This is a genomic window from Pseudomonas sp. CGJS7 (genome assembly GCF_036961695.1).
The window spans coordinates 1-17,653 of the sequence record NZ_JBAMDI010000182.1; the positions used below are offsets into that span (position 1 = coordinate 1).

Below are 17,653 nucleotides of genomic sequence, written 5' to 3' on the forward strand. Positions count from 1 at the left end.
GGTTAAGAGCTTTTCATCTCAACCGAGGCGCGCATTCTACGCTTTCCTCAGAGCCTGTCAAGCGTTTATTTTGAAGTTTTTTGCGAGAAACTCGTTTAGCTTCAAGCACTTGACTCAACACAGTGGCTAGCTTTGCTTCGCTACCGCGTTGGAGTGGTGCGCATTATAGGGAGGCCATCGAGAAGGTCAACCTTTAATTTCAATGATTTGAAATATTTCTGGCAAAGCCGCTTGAGGGCTACCACCTCCCCCACCAATTGCGCACTATATTGCTCACCACCTCCCCCGCCCAAGGATTGCCGCACTTAAATGAACACCCAACCCCGCAGCCTGGCCGCCACCCTCTTCCCGATCGGCCTACTGCTTATCGCCATGGCATCGATTCAGTCCGGCGCCTCCCTGGCCAAAAGCATGTTCCCGATCGTCGGCGCACAAGGCACCACCACCCTGCGCCTGATCTTCGCCAGCATCATCATGCTGCTTATATTGCGCCCGTGGCGGGTACGCATGACCGCCAACACGTTGCGCAATGTGGTCATCTACGGCATGGCACTGGGCGGCATGAACTTCCTCTTCTATATGGCCCTGCAAACGGTACCAATCGGTATCGCCGTCGCCTTGGAATTCACCGGCCCGTTGGCCGTGGCGATCTTCTCCTCGCGCCGAGCGATCGATTTCCTGTGGATTGCCCTGGCCATCGCAGGCCTGCTGCTGTTGCTGCCGGCAGGTCACAGCGGCCAGGCACTCGACCCAGTGGGCGCCGCCTATGCGCTGGGGGCGGGTGTGTGCTGGGCGCTGTACATCCTGTTCGGGCAACGTGCAGGGGCCGAGCACGGCATCCAGAGCGCGGCCCTGGGGGTGGTGGTCGCGGCCCTGTTCGTCGCCCCCATCGGTATCGCCCACGCCGGTAGCGCTCTGCTCACACCTGCCGTGATCCCCATGGCGTTTGCCGTTGCAATACTGTCCACCGCCCTGCCATACAGCCTGGAAATGGTTGCCCTCACGCGGATTCCGGCGCGCACGTTCGGCACCCTGATGAGCATCGAACCGGCATTTGGCGCATTGTCCGGCCTGCTTTTCCTCGGCGAGGTGCTGACGCTCACTCAATGGCTGGCGATTCTGGCAATCATTACCGCCTCGGTCGGCACCACCCTGTCCATGCGCAAGTCGCCCAGCCCGGCCATCGCAGCAGACTGATATGAGAAATATTTTCATTTGAGAAAGGATTAATGATTGTAGCAGCCTGTCTCGCTGATTAAGCTGTCACAGAATCATCATCTTTACGCTATCTACTGGGCCGAACACGGACGCTGGGGGAAGGTTCAGGAAGAACCGAAGCGACAACGACAGGGTCGTGACAACTGATTTGCCCTGCATTTAAGGACAGGAATGAAACGAATTTTTCTCATCCTGGCCATCTTGGCCATTGCTGGATGTGCCGCCACAGCCAAGACCGAGGTCAAAAGGGGCAAGAAGGGCCTGCATATCAACTGCTCCGGCCTTTCTTCCTCGTGGGACAATTGCTACAGCAAGGCCGCAAGCGCCTGCAGCACGCGCGGCTACCGGGTCATTGCGCGCTCGGGCGATAGCGATGAAGAGGCCGGTGACTATTTGTTCGGCATCAACCCGGCGGGTTACACCAGCCGGAGCATGATCATCATCTGTAAATAGAGAAAAGGGCAGTTCGCAAACTGCCCTTTTTCCGCTGCGTTACAGCGGTGCAGTACGCATCTCCAGCCAGGCTAGCGCATCCCCTTGGAGCAAGGGCGCCAGGCGCTCACGTACGCAGGCGTGGTAGCCGTTCAGCCACTCCACCTCCTCCTTGGTCAGCAACTCGGGCAACAGACAGCGGGTGTCGATAGGGCACAGCGTCAAGGTTTCGAACTGCAGGAAGTCACCAAAGGCACTCTTCCCCGCTTCGCGGTTGACCACCAGGTTCTCGATGCGAACGCCCCACTGCCCCGGGCGGTACGTCCCCGGCTCGATCGAGCTGATCATGCCCACTTGCATCGCCGTCTGCGGTGCAGGTGCCGCCTGGTAGGCGATCACTTGAGGCCCCTCATGCACGTTCATGAAGTAGCCCACCCCGTGGCCGGTACCATGGCCATAGTCGACCTGGTCAGCCCAGATCGGCGCCCGGGCAATGGCGTCGAGCAACGGCGACAGCACCCCTCGCGGGAACGTGGCACGCGACAAGGCAATCATGCCCTTGAGTACACGGGTGCAGTCCTGCTTCTGAGCCTGGCTGGGGTTACCGACCGGCACCATGCGGGTAATGTCGGTAGTGCCGCCCAAGTATTGACCGCCCGAGTCGATCAGCAGCAAGCCATTACCCTCGATGAGCGCATGCGACTGCTCGGTGGCCCGGTAGTGTGGCATCGCGCCATTGCCATTGAAGGCGGCAATGGTAGAAAAGCTCAGTGACACGAAATTCGGCCGTCGAGCACGCGCGGCACTCAATTGCTCGTCAACCGTCAGCTCGGTAATGACCTCCCGGCCGAGGTTCGCCTCGAACCAGGCGAAAAACTCGCACAAGGCTGCGCCGTCCTGCTCCATGACCTGGCGAATATGCACCAGGTCGTCGTCACCCTTGCAGGACTTGCTCAGCGTGGTGGGGTTTAGCCCCTCGACAAGAATCACCTCTGCCGCCAGGTTGTCCAGCAGGCCGCAGGTGACCCGGGCCGGGTCCACCAGCAGCCGCGCCCCCGCAGGAACGGTGCCTAGCGCCTTGCCTGCTTCGCTGTAGTCGCGCACCTCGATGCCGTCGACCTCCAGCACATGACGCAGGTGCTCGTCCACCTTGTCCTGGCCCACGAACAGGATGGCCTGCTGCTGATTGATCAGGGCAAAGGCCAGGAAAACCGGATTGTAGGAGACATCGCTGCCGCGCAGGTTGAACAGCCAGGCAATGTCATCCAGGGTAGCGATGAAGTGCCAGTCGGCACCCTCGGCCTGGATGCCCTGGCGCAATTGCGCGAGCTTTTCCGCCCGGCTCACCGTGGCGTGGGGCGGCAGGTGCTGGTACACCGGGTTACCTGGCAGCGCCGGGCGCCCGTCCCAGACCTGACCCAGCAGGTCCATGTCTGTCACCAGCTGCGCTCCACGCGCCTTCAGCCGCTCAGCCAGCTGGCGCGCCGAAGCCAGGGCCATGACCGCACCATCCACTGCCACACGACCGTTGGGCTCGACATTTTCGCCCAACCATTCCAACGCCCCGGGTTTGCCCGGCAACAGTTTCATCAGTTCGATGCCGCTGCCCTTCAGCTCCTGAGCTGCCTGCTCCCAGTAGCGGCTGTCGACCCACAGCCCGGCAAAGCCGGGGGTGACCACCAGCGTACCAACCGAGCCATGGAACCCCGAAAGCCACTGGCGCCCCTGCCAGTAACCGGGCAGGTATTCGGATAGGTGGGGGTCGGCCGAGGGGACCAGCAAGGCATCGATGCCCCCTGCCGCCATGGCTTGGCGCACGTGCACCAGTCGCTGCGGCACGCTTTGCTCAAGGGTGGTCTGGACGTTCATGCGCTCTCCTGCGGCTTCATAACGGTTGATCCAATAGGCCGATAATGGAACAGCCGCCAGGGCGCTGCAATCGCGACGACCAAGATACGGCATGCCTTGCCCACGACGCCCTGTGCCAATAGGACACTTCCTACAACAGGACCAGGACCACCGATCAAGTTCCCCTGAACTTCCCCAGGACACCGGCTTCACACACAGTACATTCATTGCACACAGGCAAATGACCATGCCCAGTGCCCTCGAACCGAAAGCCGGCGTGGTGTTGCTTGACACCCGCGACCACACGCCCGAACACGAGCACGGCGTTCATCTCAAGCTTGCGGAAGGCCTGGCACGTTTGCTGGGCTGCCCACTTATACAGCCCATGCGGCCGCCAGATGCAGCCGATGCCTACTATTATCTGCCAACCGAGACCCTGATCGACCCCAGACGATATGCCGCCTTGGGTATTTGCAGCGAACAGGACCTGTTTGGCGGCATGGTGCCGTACCCCTACATGGCGACCAAGGCGATCTCTCACCCGTTACCCGCCGGGGCCAGCTTCCCGCCGGGCTGGACCGACGACTTCGCCCGGCAGGCCAGCGATGCCCTGCTGCGCGGCTACACCGTGTTCAGCAAAGCCGACGCTCGCACTGCCGCACAGTTGCTGCTGCTCGACGGCCCGCTGAGGGTCAAGCCGGTACTGGCTTGTGCGGGACGCGGGCAACAGGTCATCACCACTGCAGATGCCCTGGAGCCTCTGCTGGCCGATATGGATGACCACACGTTGGCGCAGTGGGGCCTGGTGCTCGAAGAAGACCTGAGCGAGGTGCAAACCTTCAGCGTCGGCCAGGTGCGCGTCGCCGGCTTGACCTGCAGCTACCACGGCACCCAGCAACTGACACGCGACCATCAGGGTACCGAGGTCTACGGGGGTTCTGACCTGGTGGTGGTACGTGGCGACTATCAGGCGTTGCTACAGCTCCCACTGGACGACCACCTGCGCCTTGCCATCAACCAGGCCATGGTTTACGAACAAGCCGCCGAGCAGCACTTCCCGGGCTTTGTCGCCTCACGTCGCAACTATGACATCGCCCGCGGCATCAGCCCTTCGGGCCATCTGTGCAGCGGGGTGCTCGAACAATCCTGGCGCCTGGGTGGTGCCAGCAGTGCCGAACTGTTGGCCCTGCAGGCATTTGCCGATGACCCCGCATTGCAACGGGTGCGGGCTTCCACCCACGAAGTATTCGGCAACCCCGACCTGCCCGCTGACGCCACCCTCTTTTACCAAGGAAACGACAGTGAACTCGGACAACTCAGCAAATTTGCGCGGATTCGCGACCATGGCCATTCAGAGTGAAACCGTTGAGCTGCAGGTCGAGAATGACCGCATCGCCGGCACCTTGGTCAGCCCGGGCACCAAAATGCCGGGCATTCTCTTCGTACACGGCTGGGGCGGCAGCCAGCAACGTGACCTGGCCCGCGCCCGGCATATCACCGGACTGGGATGTGTGTGCATGACCTTCGACCTGCGCGGTCACGAAAAAACTGAAAGCCAGCGCCTCACGGTCACCCGTGAACAAAACCTGCAGGACTTGCTGGTGGCTTACGATCGACTGGTCAGCCACCCGGCGGTCGACAGCAGCGCCATCGCCATTATCGGCAGCAGCTATGGCGGTTACCTGGCGACTCTGCTGACCCGCGAACGGCCGGTCAGATGGCTGGCCCTGCGGGTACCTGCCATGTACTGGGATGACGAATGGGGCAGCCCGAAGCAAACCCTTGACCGTCAACGCCTGAATGCCTATCGCCAGCGCCCCCTGGGCCCGGCCGACAACCGCGCGCTGGCCGCGTGCGCCGAATTCGGCGGGGATGTGTTGCTGGTGGAGTCCGAGCAGGATGACTACGTGCCGCACAGTACCTTGATGAACTACCGCTCGGCGTTCATCAACGCCCACTCGCTCACCCATCGCATCGTCGACGGCGCCGACCACGCGCTGTCCAGCGAACAGAGCCAGAAAGCGTATAGCTCGCTCCTGGCGGCATGGATCAGCGAAATGGTCATCGGTGCCCGCCTGGACCGCTACCCGCACTACGCACCTTGGTATGCCTGAGGACCGCCCATCTGGCAATGCAGCACGCCATCGTCCCCGCGCACCAGGCTGCGCAGGGCCTGGTAGGCGGCGAAGTTGACACCGCGTGCCTGATGCTGGCCCAGCAGGTCAAGAAACGATTCCTCGACGAAGTGCACGGCCGCCGCAGCCCAGGCCTGGCGTGACTGCCATTGCAGGTACTGCAACACCCGACAGCCATCGTCGCTGGCCTGGATGCTCACACCCTGCAGCCCTTCGCAACGCGCAGCCAATGCTTCACTACGCTCCACCAGGGCCTGAGCCAATGCTTGCTGGTACATACTGGGTACTTCGTATTCGATCATCTGGGTGAACCACAAGGCATGAGGTGTTGCCAACATCGACAGTCTCCTGGCTACGTACGCATGCAGCGCGATGCCGAGCAGGGTAAGACCTCAAGTAAAGTCAAGGTCAAGTGGTTTCTACAGACCCTGGCCGGATACCGCAAACCGCCGCCGATAGTCACTCGGGGTAAGGCCGATGACACGCTGGAACACTTTGCGAAACGCGCCCGGATCCTGGTAACCGACACCCCACGCGATCTGTTCGACGGTGCGCCGGGTAAACTCCAGCAAGCGGCACGCCCGCCCCACCCTCACCTGCTGGCAATACTCGGTCGGGCGCAGCCCGGTAGCGGCACGAAAGCGCCGCAAGAAAGTGCGCGCCTCCAGCCCCGCGCAGGCCGCCATCGTGGCCAGGTCGGCATCCTGCCCGCCATTGCCCTGCAACCAGTGCTGCACCTTCAACACGGCCTCGTCGCCGTGGTCCAGGCGCGGGTTGAACACAGCGCCGGGCAGCGGCGCCGCGACCGGATCGACGGCCAGATAGCGAGCGGTCTCCTGAGCCACCGTCGCCCCCAAAAAGCGCTCCAGCAAGCGCAAGCCGAGGTCCGTCCAGGCCATCAACCCTGCCGAGGTCACGATGTCGCCGTCATCCAGCAACGGCTGCTGGGCCTCTACCCGCACCCTGGGGAAGCGCTGGGCAAGCGCCTGCACATAGTTCCAGTGCGTGCAGGCCGGGCGCCCGTCGAGCAAACCGCTGGCGGCAATGAAAAATACACCGATGCATACCGACGCCAGCACCGTACCACGCCCGTGCAGCAGGCACAGCGGCGCGCGGTGGCATTCGAGCAATTCGGTTTGCGGGGCCGACTCCAGGCTTGGCGGAATGATCAGGACGCGCAGGCCCGGTACGGTGACAGCAGAGTTATCCGACGCAGGCAACAACTGCCCCGTCTCATCTGCCTGCCAGCAACTGACGCGAATGTGTGGCAACTCGACGGCCCCCAGTTCGGCCGCCACCCGGTTGGCCACCAGGAACAGGTCGGCCAGGCCATGCACAGCGGCGCGCTGCACGCCGGGGTACAACAGCAAGCCGATATCCAGGTTAGCGCTGGTGTCAGTTTTTGCCCGCATAGTGTCGTTCGCGCCAATCCTCAGGTGGGTGAACACAGCCTATAACTAACGTCTCTCGACGACTACTGCCACAGGAGGCAGCATGAGCAAGCAGGCACTGATCATCATCGACATCCAGAACGACTACTTCCCCGGCGGCAAGTGGCCCCTCGATGGCGTCGACCAGGCAGCCGACAACGCCGCCCGCCTGCTGGCAGCAGCACGCAAGCGCGGCGACCTGGTGGTGCATGTGCGGCATGAGTTCGACACTGCCGATGCCCCCTTCTTTGCCCCCGGTTCGCAGGGTGCGGCCATCCACACCAAGGTCGAGCCATTGCCGGGCGAGCCGGTGGTGCTCAAGCACAAGGTCAACGCCTTTCTCGGTACCGATCTTGAGCACACGCTGGACCGGCATGGCGTCGAGGCGCTGACCATCGTCGGCAGCATGAGCCACATGTGCATTGATGCTGCCACCCGGGCTGCGGCCGATATGGGCTATCAAGTGACCGTGGCGCACGATGCCTGCGCAACCCTGCCACTGACGTTCGACGGCAAGCAGGTGCCGGCGGCTCATGTGCACGATTCGGCGATGGCGGCGCTGGCGTTTGCCTATGCCGATGTGGTGAAGACCGACGAGCTGCTGAAAAACTGATCGGCTTGAGACCTTTGGGGCCGCACAGCAGCCCCAAAGCCTGCTGCCTCAAATCACCACATTGCGCACAAACCGAACAGCCACCACGCCATCGTTACGGTAGGCATACCGGCAATTGCTGGGGAACACATGGAACTGCCCCACCTGCAAGCGATGCTCGACATCTTCGATGATCAGCGTCAGTTGCCCATCGACCACGTAGATCTGCTCGCTCCAGCCTTCGGCATCGGCCTCACTGCAATAGCACTCCCCCGGTGCCAGGGTCCATTCCCAAAGTTCCACCTCGCGCCTTGCCGGGCTGGTGCCCAGCAACACCGCTCGGCTCTGCGGGTGTTCGCCAGCCCACGCCAGCTCTTCAATGCGCCCGGGGTCGCGCAGCTCCGGCGCCTGGATCAGGGTACTGAAAGCCACGCCCAAGGCTTCGGCAATCAGGTCCAATGTGGTCAGGCTGACATTCTTCTCGCCCGCCTCGATCGCGACCAGCATGCGCCGGCTGACCCCTGAACGCTCGGCCAGCGCCGCCTGACTCAAGCCGGCGGCGTTGCGCAGGCGGCGCACATTGAGGCTGACATGTTGCAGCACCGATGCCCGGTGCGAAGAATCCTTGTGCACTATATTGCTCACTGGTCGAGATTGCGCAGTATACTGCCCACTTTTGCGGCGATTGTGCGCCGCCCTTTCCGAGTGTGCAAGACCATGAACCAGCCCAGCAACAAGCCCACCCCTGCCGCCACCTTCCGCCTGAGCAAGGCCGAACTGGTGCTGGTATTCATCACCATGTTGTGGGGCGGCACGTTCCTGTTGGTGCATAACGTGATGGCCGTCAGCGGCCCGATGTTCTTCGTCGGCCTGCGCTTTGCGGCAGCCGCGCTGTTCGTTGGTGTGGTCTCGGCGCGAGCGCTGCCCGGCCTGACCTTCACCGAACTGAAGGCCGGCATGCTGATCGGCGTGTCGATCATGCTCGGCTATGGCCTGCAGACCATGGGCCTGCAGACCATCAGCAGCAGCCAGTCAGCGTTCATCACTGCGCTGTACGTCCCGTTCGTGCCGCTGCTGCAGTGGCTGGTGCTGGGGCGTCGCCCTGGCCTGATGCCCAGCATGGGTATCTGCCTGGCATTCATCGGCCTGATGCTGCTGGCCGGGCCGGAAGGCGGCAGCCTGCGTTTCAGCGAGGGCGAACTGGTCACCCTGATCAGCGCCGTGGCCATCGCCGGTGAAATCATTCTGATCAGCCGCTACGCGGGTCAGGTCGATGTGCGCCGGGTTACTGTGGTGCAACTGGCGACTGCATCGCTGCTGGCGTTCCTGATGATCGTGCCGACCCAGGAGCGCATCCCCGACTTCTCCTGGCTGTTGCTGGCCAGCGCAGTGGGCCTGGGCGCAATGAGTGCAGTGATCCAAGTGGCGATGAACTGGGCACAGAAGTCGGTCTCGCCTACCCGCGCCACACTCATTTATGCCGGTGAACCGGTGTGGGCCGGCATCGTCGGGCGTCTGGCTGGCGAGCGCCTGCCTGGCGTGGCGCTGCTCGGCGGCCTGCTGATCGTGGTCGCCGTGGTGGTCAGTGAACTCAAGGTGCGGCGCCCTCGCGAAACCGTCGAAACACGCGATGTGCAGAACCCGGGCGAACGCCAGGCGGGGCTGTAAAACGGTCAACAGCGGCTATTCTTTGTAAAAAACTGTTATAAAAAAACCGCTTGTCACAGCCGGTTTGTAGGATCCTGCGACAGCTTGCGTGTTGGTGATAAACACCTCGGCACGTATGATTCTTTGCAAACTTCTCCAGAATAGGCCGCTATGTCCTTGATAGTGCTATTGCTTCTGCCGTTCGTGGGCAGTTGCCTGGCAGCTGTGCTGCCGCACAACGCACGTAACGCCGAGTCCATTCTTGCCGGGCTCGTAGCCCTGGTCGGCACCGTCCAGGTAGCACTTCTGTACCCTCAGGTTGCCCATGGTGGCGTCATTCGCGAAGAGTTCCTGTGGCTGCCCAGCCTGGGAATGAACCTGGTGTTGCGCATGGACGGCTTTGCCTGGCTGTTCTCGTTGCTGGTACTGGGCATTGGCGCACTGGTATCGCTGTATGCCCGCTACTACATGTCACCGCAAGATCCGGTACCACGCTTCTTCGCGTTCTTCCTGGCCTTCATGGGCGCCATGCTCGGCCTGGTCATCTCCGGCAACCTGATCCAACTGGTGTTCTTCTGGGAACTGACCAGCCTGTTCTCCTTCCTGCTGATCGGCTACTGGCACCACCGCGCCGACGCCCGTCGTGGCGCCTACATGGCGCTGATGGTAACCGGCGCAGGCGGCTTGTGCCTGCTGGTAGGGGCCCTGCTGCTCGGCCATGTGGTCGGCAGCTATGACCTGGACAAGGTCCTGGCTGCCGGGCATACCATCCGCCAGCATGCGCTTTACCCGGTGCTGCTGCCCCTGATACTCATCGGCGCCCTGACCAAGAGCGCACAGTTTCCCTTCCAGTTCTGGCTGCCCCACGCCATGGCAGCGCCCACACCGGTGTCGGCCTATTTGCACTCGGCCACCATGGTCAAGGCCGGGGTGTTCCTGCTGGCACGCCTGTGGCCGGTACTTTCCGGTAGCGAGGAGTGGTTCTGGATCGTCGGCGGTGCCGGCGCCCTCACCCTGCTGCTCGGCGCTTTCGCCGCCATGTTCCAGAATGACCTCAAGGGCCTGCTGGCCTATTCGACCATCAGCCACCTGGGCCTGATTACCCTGCTGCTGGGCCTTAACAGCCCGCTGGCTGCCGTCGCCGCGGTATTCCACATTCTCAACCATGCCACCTTCAAGGCCTCGCTGTTCATGGCCGCCGGTATCATCGACCACGAGAGCGGCACCCGTGACATTCGCCGCCTCAGCGGCCTGATCCGCCTGGTGCCCTACACCGCGACCCTAGCCATGGTCGCCAGCGCTTCGATGGCCGGCGTGCCGCTGATGAACGGCTTCCTGTCGAAGGAAATGTTCTTCGCCGAAACGGTATTCATCAGCTCCACCGCCTGGGTCGAGGCCACGCTGCCGGTGATCGCCACCCTGGCCGGCACCTTCAGCGTGGCGTATGCCCTGCGCTTTACCGTCGATGTGTTCTTCGGGCCGACGGCCCAGGACCTGCCCCATACCCCGCACGAGCCGCCACGCTGGATGCGTGCTCCGGTGGAACTGCTGGTGCTCACGTGCCTGGTCGTGGGCATCTTCCCCACACAGTCGGTCGGCCCCCTGTTGGCCGCTGCGGCCCTGCCGGTGGTTGGCGGCACCCTGCCGGAATACAGCCTGGCCATCTGGCATGGCTGGAACGCGCCGATGATCATGAGCCTGGTCGCCATGAGCGGCGGCATCGTCCTGTACCTGTTGCTGCGCAAACAACTGCGCCTGGGTCGCTTCCCCTACCCGCCCGTGATCGAGCGCTTCAATGGCAAGCGGCTGTTCGAGCACGGCCAGGTTCACCTGATGTTGCTGGCGCGTCGCATCGAACGCCTGTTCACCACCCGGCGGCTGCAGTCGCAGCTGTTCATGCTGGTATTCGCCGCGTTCCTCGCGGGCCTCACGCCGATGCTCAATAGCGGCCTGAGCTGGGGTGATCGCCCGAAGATTCCGGGTTCCGGTGTATTCGTCGCCCTGTGGCTGATCGCCATTGCCTGCGCCATCGGCGCCGCCTACCAGGCCAAGTACCACCGCCTGGCGGCACTGATCATGGTCAGCGTCTGCGGCCTGATGACCTGCATCACCTTCGTCTGGTTCTCTGCGCCCGACCTGGCACTGACCCAGTTGGTGGTGGAAGTGGTCACCACCGTGCTGATCCTGCTCGGCCTGCGCTGGCTGCCACGGCGTATCGAAGGCGTGTCACCGCTGCCGGGTAGCCTGGAGCGCGCGCGCACGCGCCGCCTGCGCGACTTGCTGCTGGCCGTGCTGGTGGGTGGCGGCATGGCCGTGCTGTCGTACGCCATGCTGACCCGGCCGACGCCCAACGACATTTCCTCGTTCTATCTGAGCCGTGCGTTGCCTCAGGGCGGCGGCACCAATGTGGTCAATGTCATGCTGGTCGACTTCCGCGGCTTCGATACCCTCGGTGAAATCACCGTGTTGGTGGCTGTGGCGCTGACGGTGTTCGCCCTGCTACGGCGCTTCCGTCCTCCGAAAGAGAGCATGCAGCTGCCGGCGCAACAACGCCAGCTGGCGCCGGACGTAGTCACCGACCTGATCAACCCGCGGCATGCCACCGATACCGCGCTGGGCTTCATGATGGTGCCGGCAGCGCTGGTGCGCCTGCTGCTGCCGATCGCCTTGCTGGTGTCGATGTACCTGTTCATGCGCGGGCACAACCAGCCCGGTGGCGGGTTTGTCGCTGGCTTGGTCATGTCGGTGGCGTTCATCCTCCAGTACATGGTGGCCGGCACCCAGTGGGTCGAGGCGCAGATGAGCCTGCGGCCGCTGCGCTGGATGGGTACCGGGCTGCTGTGCGCGACCCTGACCGGCGTCGGCGCCATGCTGCTGGGTTACCCGTTCCTCACCACCCATACCGCCCACTTGCACCTGCCGTTGCTGGGTGATGTGCACGTGGCCAGCGCGCTGTTCTTCGATATTGGCGTATACACCGTCGTGGTCGGCTCGACCCTGCTGATCCTCACGGCCCTGGCGCACCAGTCGGTGCGCGCCTACCGCCCGGGCAACCCGGCAAAAACCAGCCAAGCAGGAGCCGCCTGATGGAAGAAGTGATTGCAGTCGCCATCGGCGTGCTGGCTGCCTCCGGGGTGTGGCTGATCCTGCGCCCGCGTACCTATCAGGTGATCATGGGCCTGTGTTTACTTTCTTACGGGGTCAACCTGTTCATCTTCAGCATGGGCAGCCTGTTCATCGGCAAGGAGCCAATCATCAAGGATGGCGTTACCCAGGACCTGTTGCATTACACCGACCCGCTGCCACAAGCACTGGTGCTCACCGCCATCGTCATCAGTTTCGCCATGACCGCGCTGTTCCTGGTGGTGCTGCTGGCCTCGCGCGGCCTGACCGGTACCGACCACGTGGATGGCCGGGAGCGTGACGAATGAGTGATCTGAGTCAACTGATTGTCGCCCCCATCCTGCTGCCGCTGATTACGGCGGCGATAATGTTGCTGCTGGGTGAAAAGCACAGGCACATCAAGGCCAGGCTGAACCTGCTGTCTACCTTCTCCGGCCTGGCAATCGCGGTCTGTCTGCTGCTGTGGGTGCGCACCCAGGGCCAGGCAGCGTCGATCGGCGTGTACCTGCCGGGCAACTGGCCGGCGCCATTCGGTATCGTGCTGGTGGTGGACCACCTGTCCGCGCTCTTGCTGACCCTGACCGGGGTCATCGGTTTCAGCGCGCTGCTATTTGCCCGTGCCCGCTGGGACGGTGCTGGGGCCAGCTTCCATGCGCTGTTCCAGATTCAGCTGATGGGGCTGTACGGCGCCTTCCTCACCGCCGACCTGTTCAACCTGTTCGTCTTCTTCGAAGTGCTGCTGGCCGCCTCCTATGGCCTGCTGCTGCATGGTTCGGGGCGTGCGCGGGTGCGCGCAGGCCTGCACTACATCGCTATCAACCTGTTTGCCTCGTCGCTGTTCCTGATCGGCGCAGCGATGCTGTATGGCGTGACCGGCACCCTGAACATGGCCGACCTGGCGCTGAAAGTTCCACTGGTACCGGAGGCCGACCGTGGCCTGCTGCATGCCGGCGCGGCAATCCTGGCCGTGGCCTTCCTGGTCAAGGCCGGTATCTGGCCGCTGAACTTCTGGCTGGTGCCAGCTTACGCGTCAGCCAGCGCGCCGGTGGCTGCACTGTTCGCCATCATGACCAAAGTCGGCCTGTACGCCGTGCTGCGCCTGTGGACGCTGCTGTTCTCCGGGCAGGCCGGGGCCTCGGCTCACTTCGGCGGCGAATGGCTGGTTTACGGCGGCCTCGTTACCCTGGCGGTGGCAGCGGTATCGATCCTGGCAGCTCAGCGCCTGGAGCGTATGGCGGCACTCAGTATCCTGGTTTCGGCCGGCACGCTGCTGGGTGCGGTGGGTTTTGCCCAGGCGGCCCTGACCGGCGCTGCGCTGTTCTACCTGGTCAACTCGACCCTTGCACTGTGCGCACTGTTCCTGCTCGCCGAACTGGTCGAACGCTCACGCTCGGCCAATGAAGCGCCGCTGGACGAAGAAGAAGACGCCATGCCGCCGCCACTGGAATCGCTGCTCCCGCCCAAGGGCATCAACCTCGACGATGAACAGCAGGTGGTAATCGGCCAGATCATCCCGTGGACCATGGCCTTCCTCGGCCTCAGCTTCATTGCCTGCGCACTACTGATCATCGGCATGCCGCCGCTGTCGGGCTTTGTCGGCAAGCTCAACCTGATCAGCGCGCTGTTCAATCCACTGGGCCTCGGCGTACCGGCCGAGCAGCCGCTGAGTGCCGCCGGCTGGGGCCTGGTAGCGTTGCTGATCCTGTCCGGCATGGCCTCGCTGATCGCCTTCGGCCGCGTCGGCATCCAGCGTTTCTGGAAGCCCGAAGAGCGCCCGTCACCGGTGCTGCGGCGCTATGAATGCCTGCCCATCGTCATCCTGCTCGGCTTGTGCCTCATCCTCAGCTTCAAGGCCGAGCCGTTGCTGCGCTACACCCAGGACACTGCCGCCAGCCTGCAGGCCCCCGATGCCTATATCAAAGCCGTGATGGCCGCCCAGCCGATTCCTGGCCCCACCTCGCGCGACGTACAGGTGCAGCCATGAACCGACTGTTCCCCGCTCCACTGTTATCGGTCTCGCTGTTTGGCCTGTGGCTGCTGCTGAACCTCTCGGTCAGCCCCGGCAACCTGCTGCTGGGCGCTGCACTTGGCATACTGGCGCCACTGTTGATGGCGCCCCTGCGCCCGCAGCATGCACACGTAAGGCGCCCCCTGGCCATCGCCCGCCTCATCTGCCGGGTCGGCATCGATGTGATCACCTCCAACCTGCTGGTGGCCCGTGGTGTGCTGCGGGCCGGCAAGCAGCCGCCACGCTCTGCGTTCGTTCACATACCATTGGCATTGCGTGACCCCCACGGCCTGGCAGCGCTGTCGATGATCACCACGGTGGTGCCTGGCACAGTCTGGTCCGAACTGGCACTGGACCGCAGTGTGCTGTTGCTGCATGTGTTTGAGCTGGACGATGAAGCGGCCTTCATACAGCACTTCAAGGACACTTACGAACGCCCGCTTATGGAGATTTTCCAATGACAGGCCTGCTCGCCAATGCCGTCCTCGCCAGCCTGTTCATCTTCGCCCTGGCCATGGGCCTGGCGCTGATCCGGCTGTTCCGTGGCCCGTCCGCCCAAGACCGTGTTCTGGCCCTGGACTACCTGTACATCCTGGCCATGCTCACCATGCTGGTGCTGGGTATCCGTTATGCCAGTGACACCTACTTCGAAGGTGCCCTGCTGATTGCACTGTTTGGTTTCGTCGGCTCGTTTGCCTTGGCCAAGTTTCTGCTGCGCGGTGAGGTGATCGAATGACTGAAGCCCTGGTACTGCCGTTCTGGCTGGAGCTGGTCACCGCCGCGCTATTGCTCACCGGCAGCCTGTTCGCCCTGGTCGGTGCTATAGGCCTGGTACGCCTGAAAGACTACTTCCAGCGCATGCACCCGCCAGCGCTGGCCTCGACCCTTGGTGCCTGGTGCGTTGCACTGGCCTCGATCATCTACTTTTCGTGGCTCAAGGGCACCCCTGTGCTCCACGCGTGGCTGATTCCGATCCTGCTGTCGATCACCGTGCCGATAACCACGCTGTTGCTGGCGCGGGCGGCGCTATTTCGCAAGCGCATGTCGAAAGAGCCGGTGCCTGAAGAGGTCAGCAGCGGCCGGGACCGTGGCAATTGAAGGTTTGCCGTCTCAACCTTGGCTGAGACGCTGCAACTCGCGCCGGACCATGGCGGCATACGGTGGCGGGCTGAGGCGATAGAGCTCAGCCGCCACCCAAGTCAACCAGGCGCCTTGCAGCTTCTCACGCCCGGCCAGCAAACGTTCTGCCTCAGCTACGGCATCTGCCTGGTGCTGCCGATGAAACTCGGCCCGCGAGGCTGGTGAGTCGTGACTGTCGGTCATTCACTGGCCTTGAAGGTGGTCAGTTCACCCTTGCGCCATTTGGCGACTTTGCCAGTCACTGCTTTAAGCAACTTGCCCAGGCCTTCCTGCACTTGCTGCTGCGCGGCGAATACCAGCATCACGCCATGGCCTTCACGAAATACGATGCCCTCGCCTTCCGGCACAGAAACGAAGGCGTAATCACCCACGCCATACACATTCAACTTGATGTCGCGAAAGCGCATTTCCAGCTTGCCACCTTCGCGGCTGGGCAATACGGCAGCACGAAAGTGGTCGCCGACTTTCAGTTCAAGGCGCTGCTTGTCATCGACTACCAGTGCACTCTCGGTGTCGATTTCGGCCATGTACAGGCCTTCGGGACTCTGTTCGGTGACATAGATGAAGCGGCCCTGAAACAGTTGGGCCAATTTACCGCGCAAGTCGCCCAGGGCGAACAACGCATGTGTATCAAGTGTGCTGACTGCCAATGAAGTAATCCTCAACCGGTTACAACCCGCCCTCACCCAAGCTCGGGGAGGCACGGCCATTTCTTATCGATAGGCAAAAAGAGTAATAAAGCGATATGCGAAATGTCTGTGCTCGCTGACGATGCAGCGCGCAGGAATCTTTACTCTGGTTTGCCAGAATCGCCTTCAACCGAAGGCGTTTGGCTCATTCCCGGCTTGGGAAGCGTGATGCCTGAAATCACTCGCCAGAAAACGCAACCAATGGCGTGAGCCTGCTAGAAGACAAGCCCTGGCATCCATGTGCGCATTACTGTAGGACAAATATGCCCGAAAACACCGAAACCCGTCGAGAGGCAATAAACATTTTCAGGCAGCCAGCCCTTTCTTCAGCTGCTGCTGCCAGGCAGCCTGGCACTCAAGCGCTTCTTCGCGCGTGGCGAAGGCGGTGCCGCGACGCTCGCCATTGACCAGCACAACCCAGCAAATACGCTTGCCCAGCGCCTGCAAGGTGGCCGGCACACCTGACCCTATCATCACAGCCACATCGACTCGGCTATTCATCATTCCCTCCGGAACTTAATTAGCACCCTAACGATAAAGCCATGATACGCCTGACAGTGGTGCGGAAACAGCGCATTGCGGTACAGCAGTGTTTCGTAAGGCGCAACAAAAACGGTCTCGTCGAGAAACGCAAAAAGCCCCAGGGATAGCTCCGAGGGGCTTGGCACCACGCGCGGTTTTATACCTGGCGCTGGTGGCGGTCGAGCTGCTCGTGGCGCTCCTGAGCTTCGATGCAGTACTTGGTGGTCGGGCTGATCAGCAAGCGCTTCAGGCCGATAGGCTCACCACTGTCATCGCACCAGCCGAAGCTTTCGTCGGCAATACGGTCCAGGGCCATTTCAAGCTGTGGCAGCAGGCGCTGGTCGCGGTCGATGGCATTTACCAGCCAGCTACGTTCTTCTTCGACCGAAGCCACGTCGGCAGGGTCTGACGGAGTGTCCAGGCCTTCGATGGTGGTGCGGCTGAGTTCGATGCGTTCATGGGTTTCGACTTTCATCGCCTGCAGCAGCTCAGTAAAGAAGGCAAGCTGGTCGGCGTTCATGTAGTCATCGGCCGACATGGCCAGCAACTGTTCCTTGGTCATCGATTTCTCTATGAAAAAATGTGCATTTGGGCGATTCATGTGCCGTCGATGCCTATGCATCGCCAGCGGAATTCTTCAAGCGCCAACCGGCACTCTTTTACAGGGGGCGGCAGTCTAAGGCGCCACGCCGCGTGGAGCAACTGCAAATGGGTGCGAATTTGCTTCCACTGCTCACAATCCGCCGGTCGGCACCCCAGCTCAGCTGAAGGGCCAGTAGTAAACTGTGATTCTGGCAGTGCCCATCCGCCTGCTGTTGCTGTTGCTGTTGCTGTTGCTGTTGCCGTTGCCGTTGCCGTTGCCGTTGCCG

20 protein-coding genes are annotated in these 17,653 nt (G+C 62.4%); 12 read left to right on the plus strand and 8 right to left on the minus strand.

Features of this window, described 5'->3' with window-relative positions; genetic code table 11:
- The first annotated feature begins 309 nt into the window (after positions 1-309).
- Entirely contained in the window at positions 310-1,197 is an 888-nt protein-coding gene (gene rhtA / locus V7787_RS48685) for a threonine/homoserine exporter RhtA (RefSeq protein ID WP_336094830.1), read from the plus strand.
- Positions 1,198-1,389: 192 nt separating this feature from the next.
- Positions 1,390-1,671, plus strand: coding sequence for a hypothetical protein (locus V7787_RS48690; protein ID WP_014591706.1), 282 nt, complete (start codon positions 1,390-1,392; stop codon positions 1,669-1,671).
- Positions 1,672-1,710: 39 nt separating this feature from the next.
- Here the strand turns inward: V7787_RS48690 and V7787_RS48695 are convergent, their stop codons facing one another.
- Positions 1,711-3,519, minus strand: a complete 1,809-nt coding sequence (locus V7787_RS48695; RefSeq protein WP_336094831.1) for an aminopeptidase P family protein — start codon at positions 3,517-3,519, stop codon at positions 1,711-1,713.
- A 220-nt stretch (positions 3,520-3,739) separates the two neighbouring features.
- On the opposite strand from V7787_RS48695, the gene V7787_RS48700 reads away from it, so the two are divergent.
- Both V7787_RS48700 and V7787_RS48705 read left to right on the plus strand, forming a co-directional pair.
- Positions 3,740-4,858, plus strand: a complete 1,119-nt coding sequence (locus V7787_RS48700) for a DUF3182 family protein (protein ID WP_064491049.1) — start codon at positions 3,740-3,742, stop codon at positions 4,856-4,858.
- Positions 4,842-5,612 carry an alpha/beta hydrolase family protein gene (locus tag V7787_RS48705; protein WP_064491048.1) on the plus strand — a complete coding sequence of 257 codons (771 nt, stop codon included), beginning with the start codon at positions 4,842-4,844 and terminating at the stop codon, positions 5,610-5,612. The genes V7787_RS48700 and V7787_RS48705 overlap by 17 nt, the downstream gene beginning before the upstream one ends.
- Here V7787_RS48705 and V7787_RS48710 read toward each other — a convergent pair.
- Together V7787_RS48710 and V7787_RS48715 are read right to left on the minus strand one after the other, a co-directional pair.
- Entirely contained in the window at positions 5,591-5,971 is a 381-nt protein-coding gene (locus tag V7787_RS48710; protein WP_010953211.1) for an antibiotic biosynthesis monooxygenase, read from the minus strand. The two genes, V7787_RS48705 and V7787_RS48710, sit on opposite strands and share 22 nt — an antisense overlap.
- Positions 5,972-6,052: 81 nt before the next feature.
- Entirely contained in the window at positions 6,053-7,045 is a 993-nt protein-coding gene (locus V7787_RS48715) for a GlxA family transcriptional regulator (protein ID WP_336094832.1), read from the minus strand.
- An 82-nt stretch (positions 7,046-7,127) separates the two neighbouring features.
- On the opposite strand from V7787_RS48715, the gene V7787_RS48720 reads away from it, so the two are divergent.
- A complete protein-coding gene (locus V7787_RS48720) occupies positions 7,128-7,676 on the plus strand; it encodes a cysteine hydrolase family protein (protein WP_019437605.1) in 549 nt (182 codons plus the stop codon).
- Positions 7,677-7,724: 48 nt separating this feature from the next.
- Here the strand turns inward: V7787_RS48720 and V7787_RS48725 are convergent, their stop codons facing one another.
- Positions 7,725-8,288: a helix-turn-helix domain-containing protein gene (locus V7787_RS48725; protein WP_026031877.1), complete on the minus strand. Its 564-nt coding sequence runs from the start codon at positions 8,286-8,288 to the stop codon at positions 7,725-7,727.
- A gap of 84 nt (positions 8,289-8,372) precedes the next feature.
- Between V7787_RS48725 and V7787_RS48730 the strand changes: the two genes are divergently transcribed.
- From V7787_RS48730 to V7787_RS48760, 7 genes are all read left to right on the plus strand, one after another.
- Positions 8,373-9,323: a DMT family transporter gene (locus V7787_RS48730; RefSeq protein WP_104887324.1), complete on the plus strand. Its 951-nt coding sequence runs from the start codon at positions 8,373-8,375 to the stop codon at positions 9,321-9,323.
- A 150-nt stretch (positions 9,324-9,473) separates the two neighbouring features.
- Positions 9,474-12,389 (plus strand): monovalent cation/H+ antiporter subunit A, encoded by a 2,916-nt coding sequence (locus V7787_RS48735; RefSeq protein WP_336094833.1) that lies wholly within the window; start codon positions 9,474-9,476, stop codon positions 12,387-12,389.
- On the plus strand, positions 12,389-12,733 hold the full coding sequence (locus V7787_RS48740) for a Na+/H+ antiporter subunit C (protein ID WP_003250128.1): 345 nt from the start codon (positions 12,389-12,391) through the stop codon (positions 12,731-12,733). Before V7787_RS48735 ends, V7787_RS48740 begins: the two co-directional genes overlap by 1 nt.
- Positions 12,730-14,409, plus strand: coding sequence for a monovalent cation/H+ antiporter subunit D (locus V7787_RS48745; RefSeq protein WP_064491044.1), 1,680 nt, complete (start codon positions 12,730-12,732; stop codon positions 14,407-14,409). Before V7787_RS48740 ends, V7787_RS48745 begins: the two co-directional genes overlap by 4 nt.
- Positions 14,406-14,894, plus strand: coding sequence for a Na+/H+ antiporter subunit E (locus V7787_RS48750; protein ID WP_014591717.1), 489 nt, complete (start codon positions 14,406-14,408; stop codon positions 14,892-14,894). The genes V7787_RS48745 and V7787_RS48750 overlap by 4 nt, the downstream gene beginning before the upstream one ends.
- Positions 14,891-15,169 carry a K+/H+ antiporter subunit F gene (locus tag V7787_RS48755; RefSeq protein ID WP_003250109.1) on the plus strand — a complete coding sequence of 93 codons (279 nt, stop codon included), beginning with the start codon at positions 14,891-14,893 and terminating at the stop codon, positions 15,167-15,169. The genes V7787_RS48750 and V7787_RS48755 overlap by 4 nt, the downstream gene beginning before the upstream one ends.
- The gene (locus tag V7787_RS48760; protein ID WP_003250107.1) at positions 15,166-15,531 is read left to right on the plus strand and encodes a Na+/H+ antiporter subunit G; all 366 of its coding nucleotides are present in this window, start codon (positions 15,166-15,168) and stop codon (positions 15,529-15,531) included. The genes V7787_RS48755 and V7787_RS48760 overlap by 4 nt, the downstream gene beginning before the upstream one ends.
- Before the next feature lie 12 nt (positions 15,532-15,543).
- Here the strand turns inward: V7787_RS48760 and V7787_RS48765 are convergent, their stop codons facing one another.
- From V7787_RS48765 to V7787_RS48780, 4 genes are all read right to left on the minus strand, one after another.
- The gene (locus V7787_RS48765; RefSeq protein ID WP_010953202.1) at positions 15,544-15,756 is read right to left on the minus strand and encodes a hypothetical protein; all 213 of its coding nucleotides are present in this window, start codon (positions 15,754-15,756) and stop codon (positions 15,544-15,546) included.
- Entirely contained in the window at positions 15,753-16,223 is a 471-nt protein-coding gene (locus V7787_RS48770) for a hypothetical protein (RefSeq protein ID WP_014591718.1), read from the minus strand. Before V7787_RS48770 ends, V7787_RS48765 begins: the two co-directional genes overlap by 4 nt.
- A gap of 345 nt (positions 16,224-16,568) precedes the next feature.
- Positions 16,569-16,763 (minus strand): hypothetical protein, encoded by a 195-nt coding sequence (locus V7787_RS48775; protein WP_012271507.1) that lies wholly within the window; start codon positions 16,761-16,763, stop codon positions 16,569-16,571.
- A gap of 178 nt (positions 16,764-16,941) precedes the next feature.
- A complete protein-coding gene (locus V7787_RS48780) occupies positions 16,942-17,346 on the minus strand; it encodes a TraR/DksA family transcriptional regulator (protein ID WP_003250099.1) in 405 nt (134 codons plus the stop codon).
- Positions 17,347-17,653 lie beyond the last annotated feature (307 nt).

Coding starts and splice junctions, on each gene's coding strand:
- rhtA (WP_336094830.1), top strand. CDS start 310: ATGAACACCCAACCCCGCAGCCTGGCCGCCACCCTCTTCCCGATCGGC.
- V7787_RS48690 (WP_014591706.1), top strand. CDS start 1,390: ATGAAACGAATTTTTCTCATCCTGGCCATCTTGGCCATTGCTGGATGT.
- V7787_RS48695 (WP_336094831.1), bottom strand. CDS start 3,519: ATGAACGTCCAGACCACCCTTGAGCAAAGCGTGCCGCAGCGACTGGTG.
- V7787_RS48700 (WP_064491049.1), top strand. CDS start 3,740: ATGACCATGCCCAGTGCCCTCGAACCGAAAGCCGGCGTGGTGTTGCTT.
- V7787_RS48705 (WP_064491048.1), top strand. CDS start 4,842: ATGGCCATTCAGAGTGAAACCGTTGAGCTGCAGGTCGAGAATGACCGC.
- V7787_RS48710 (WP_010953211.1), bottom strand. CDS start 5,971: ATGTTGGCAACACCTCATGCCTTGTGGTTCACCCAGATGATCGAATAC.
- V7787_RS48715 (WP_336094832.1), bottom strand. CDS start 7,045: ATGCGGGCAAAAACTGACACCAGCGCTAACCTGGATATCGGCTTGCTG.
- V7787_RS48720 (WP_019437605.1), top strand. CDS start 7,128: ATGAGCAAGCAGGCACTGATCATCATCGACATCCAGAACGACTACTTC.
- V7787_RS48730 (WP_104887324.1), top strand. CDS start 8,373: ATGAACCAGCCCAGCAACAAGCCCACCCCTGCCGCCACCTTCCGCCTG.
- V7787_RS48735 (WP_336094833.1), top strand. CDS start 9,474: ATGTCCTTGATAGTGCTATTGCTTCTGCCGTTCGTGGGCAGTTGCCTG.
- V7787_RS48740 (WP_003250128.1), top strand. CDS start 12,389: ATGGAAGAAGTGATTGCAGTCGCCATCGGCGTGCTGGCTGCCTCCGGG.
- V7787_RS48745 (WP_064491044.1), top strand. CDS start 12,730: ATGAGTGATCTGAGTCAACTGATTGTCGCCCCCATCCTGCTGCCGCTG.
- V7787_RS48750 (WP_014591717.1), top strand. CDS start 14,406: ATGAACCGACTGTTCCCCGCTCCACTGTTATCGGTCTCGCTGTTTGGC.
- V7787_RS48755 (WP_003250109.1), top strand. CDS start 14,891: ATGACAGGCCTGCTCGCCAATGCCGTCCTCGCCAGCCTGTTCATCTTC.
- V7787_RS48760 (WP_003250107.1), top strand. CDS start 15,166: ATGACTGAAGCCCTGGTACTGCCGTTCTGGCTGGAGCTGGTCACCGCC.
- V7787_RS48765 (WP_010953202.1), bottom strand. CDS start 15,756: ATGACCGACAGTCACGACTCACCAGCCTCGCGGGCCGAGTTTCATCGG.
- V7787_RS48775 (WP_012271507.1), bottom strand. CDS start 16,763: ATGAATAGCCGAGTCGATGTGGCTGTGATGATAGGGTCAGGTGTGCCG.
- V7787_RS48780 (WP_003250099.1), bottom strand. CDS start 17,346: ATGACCAAGGAACAGTTGCTGGCCATGTCGGCCGATGACTACATGAAC.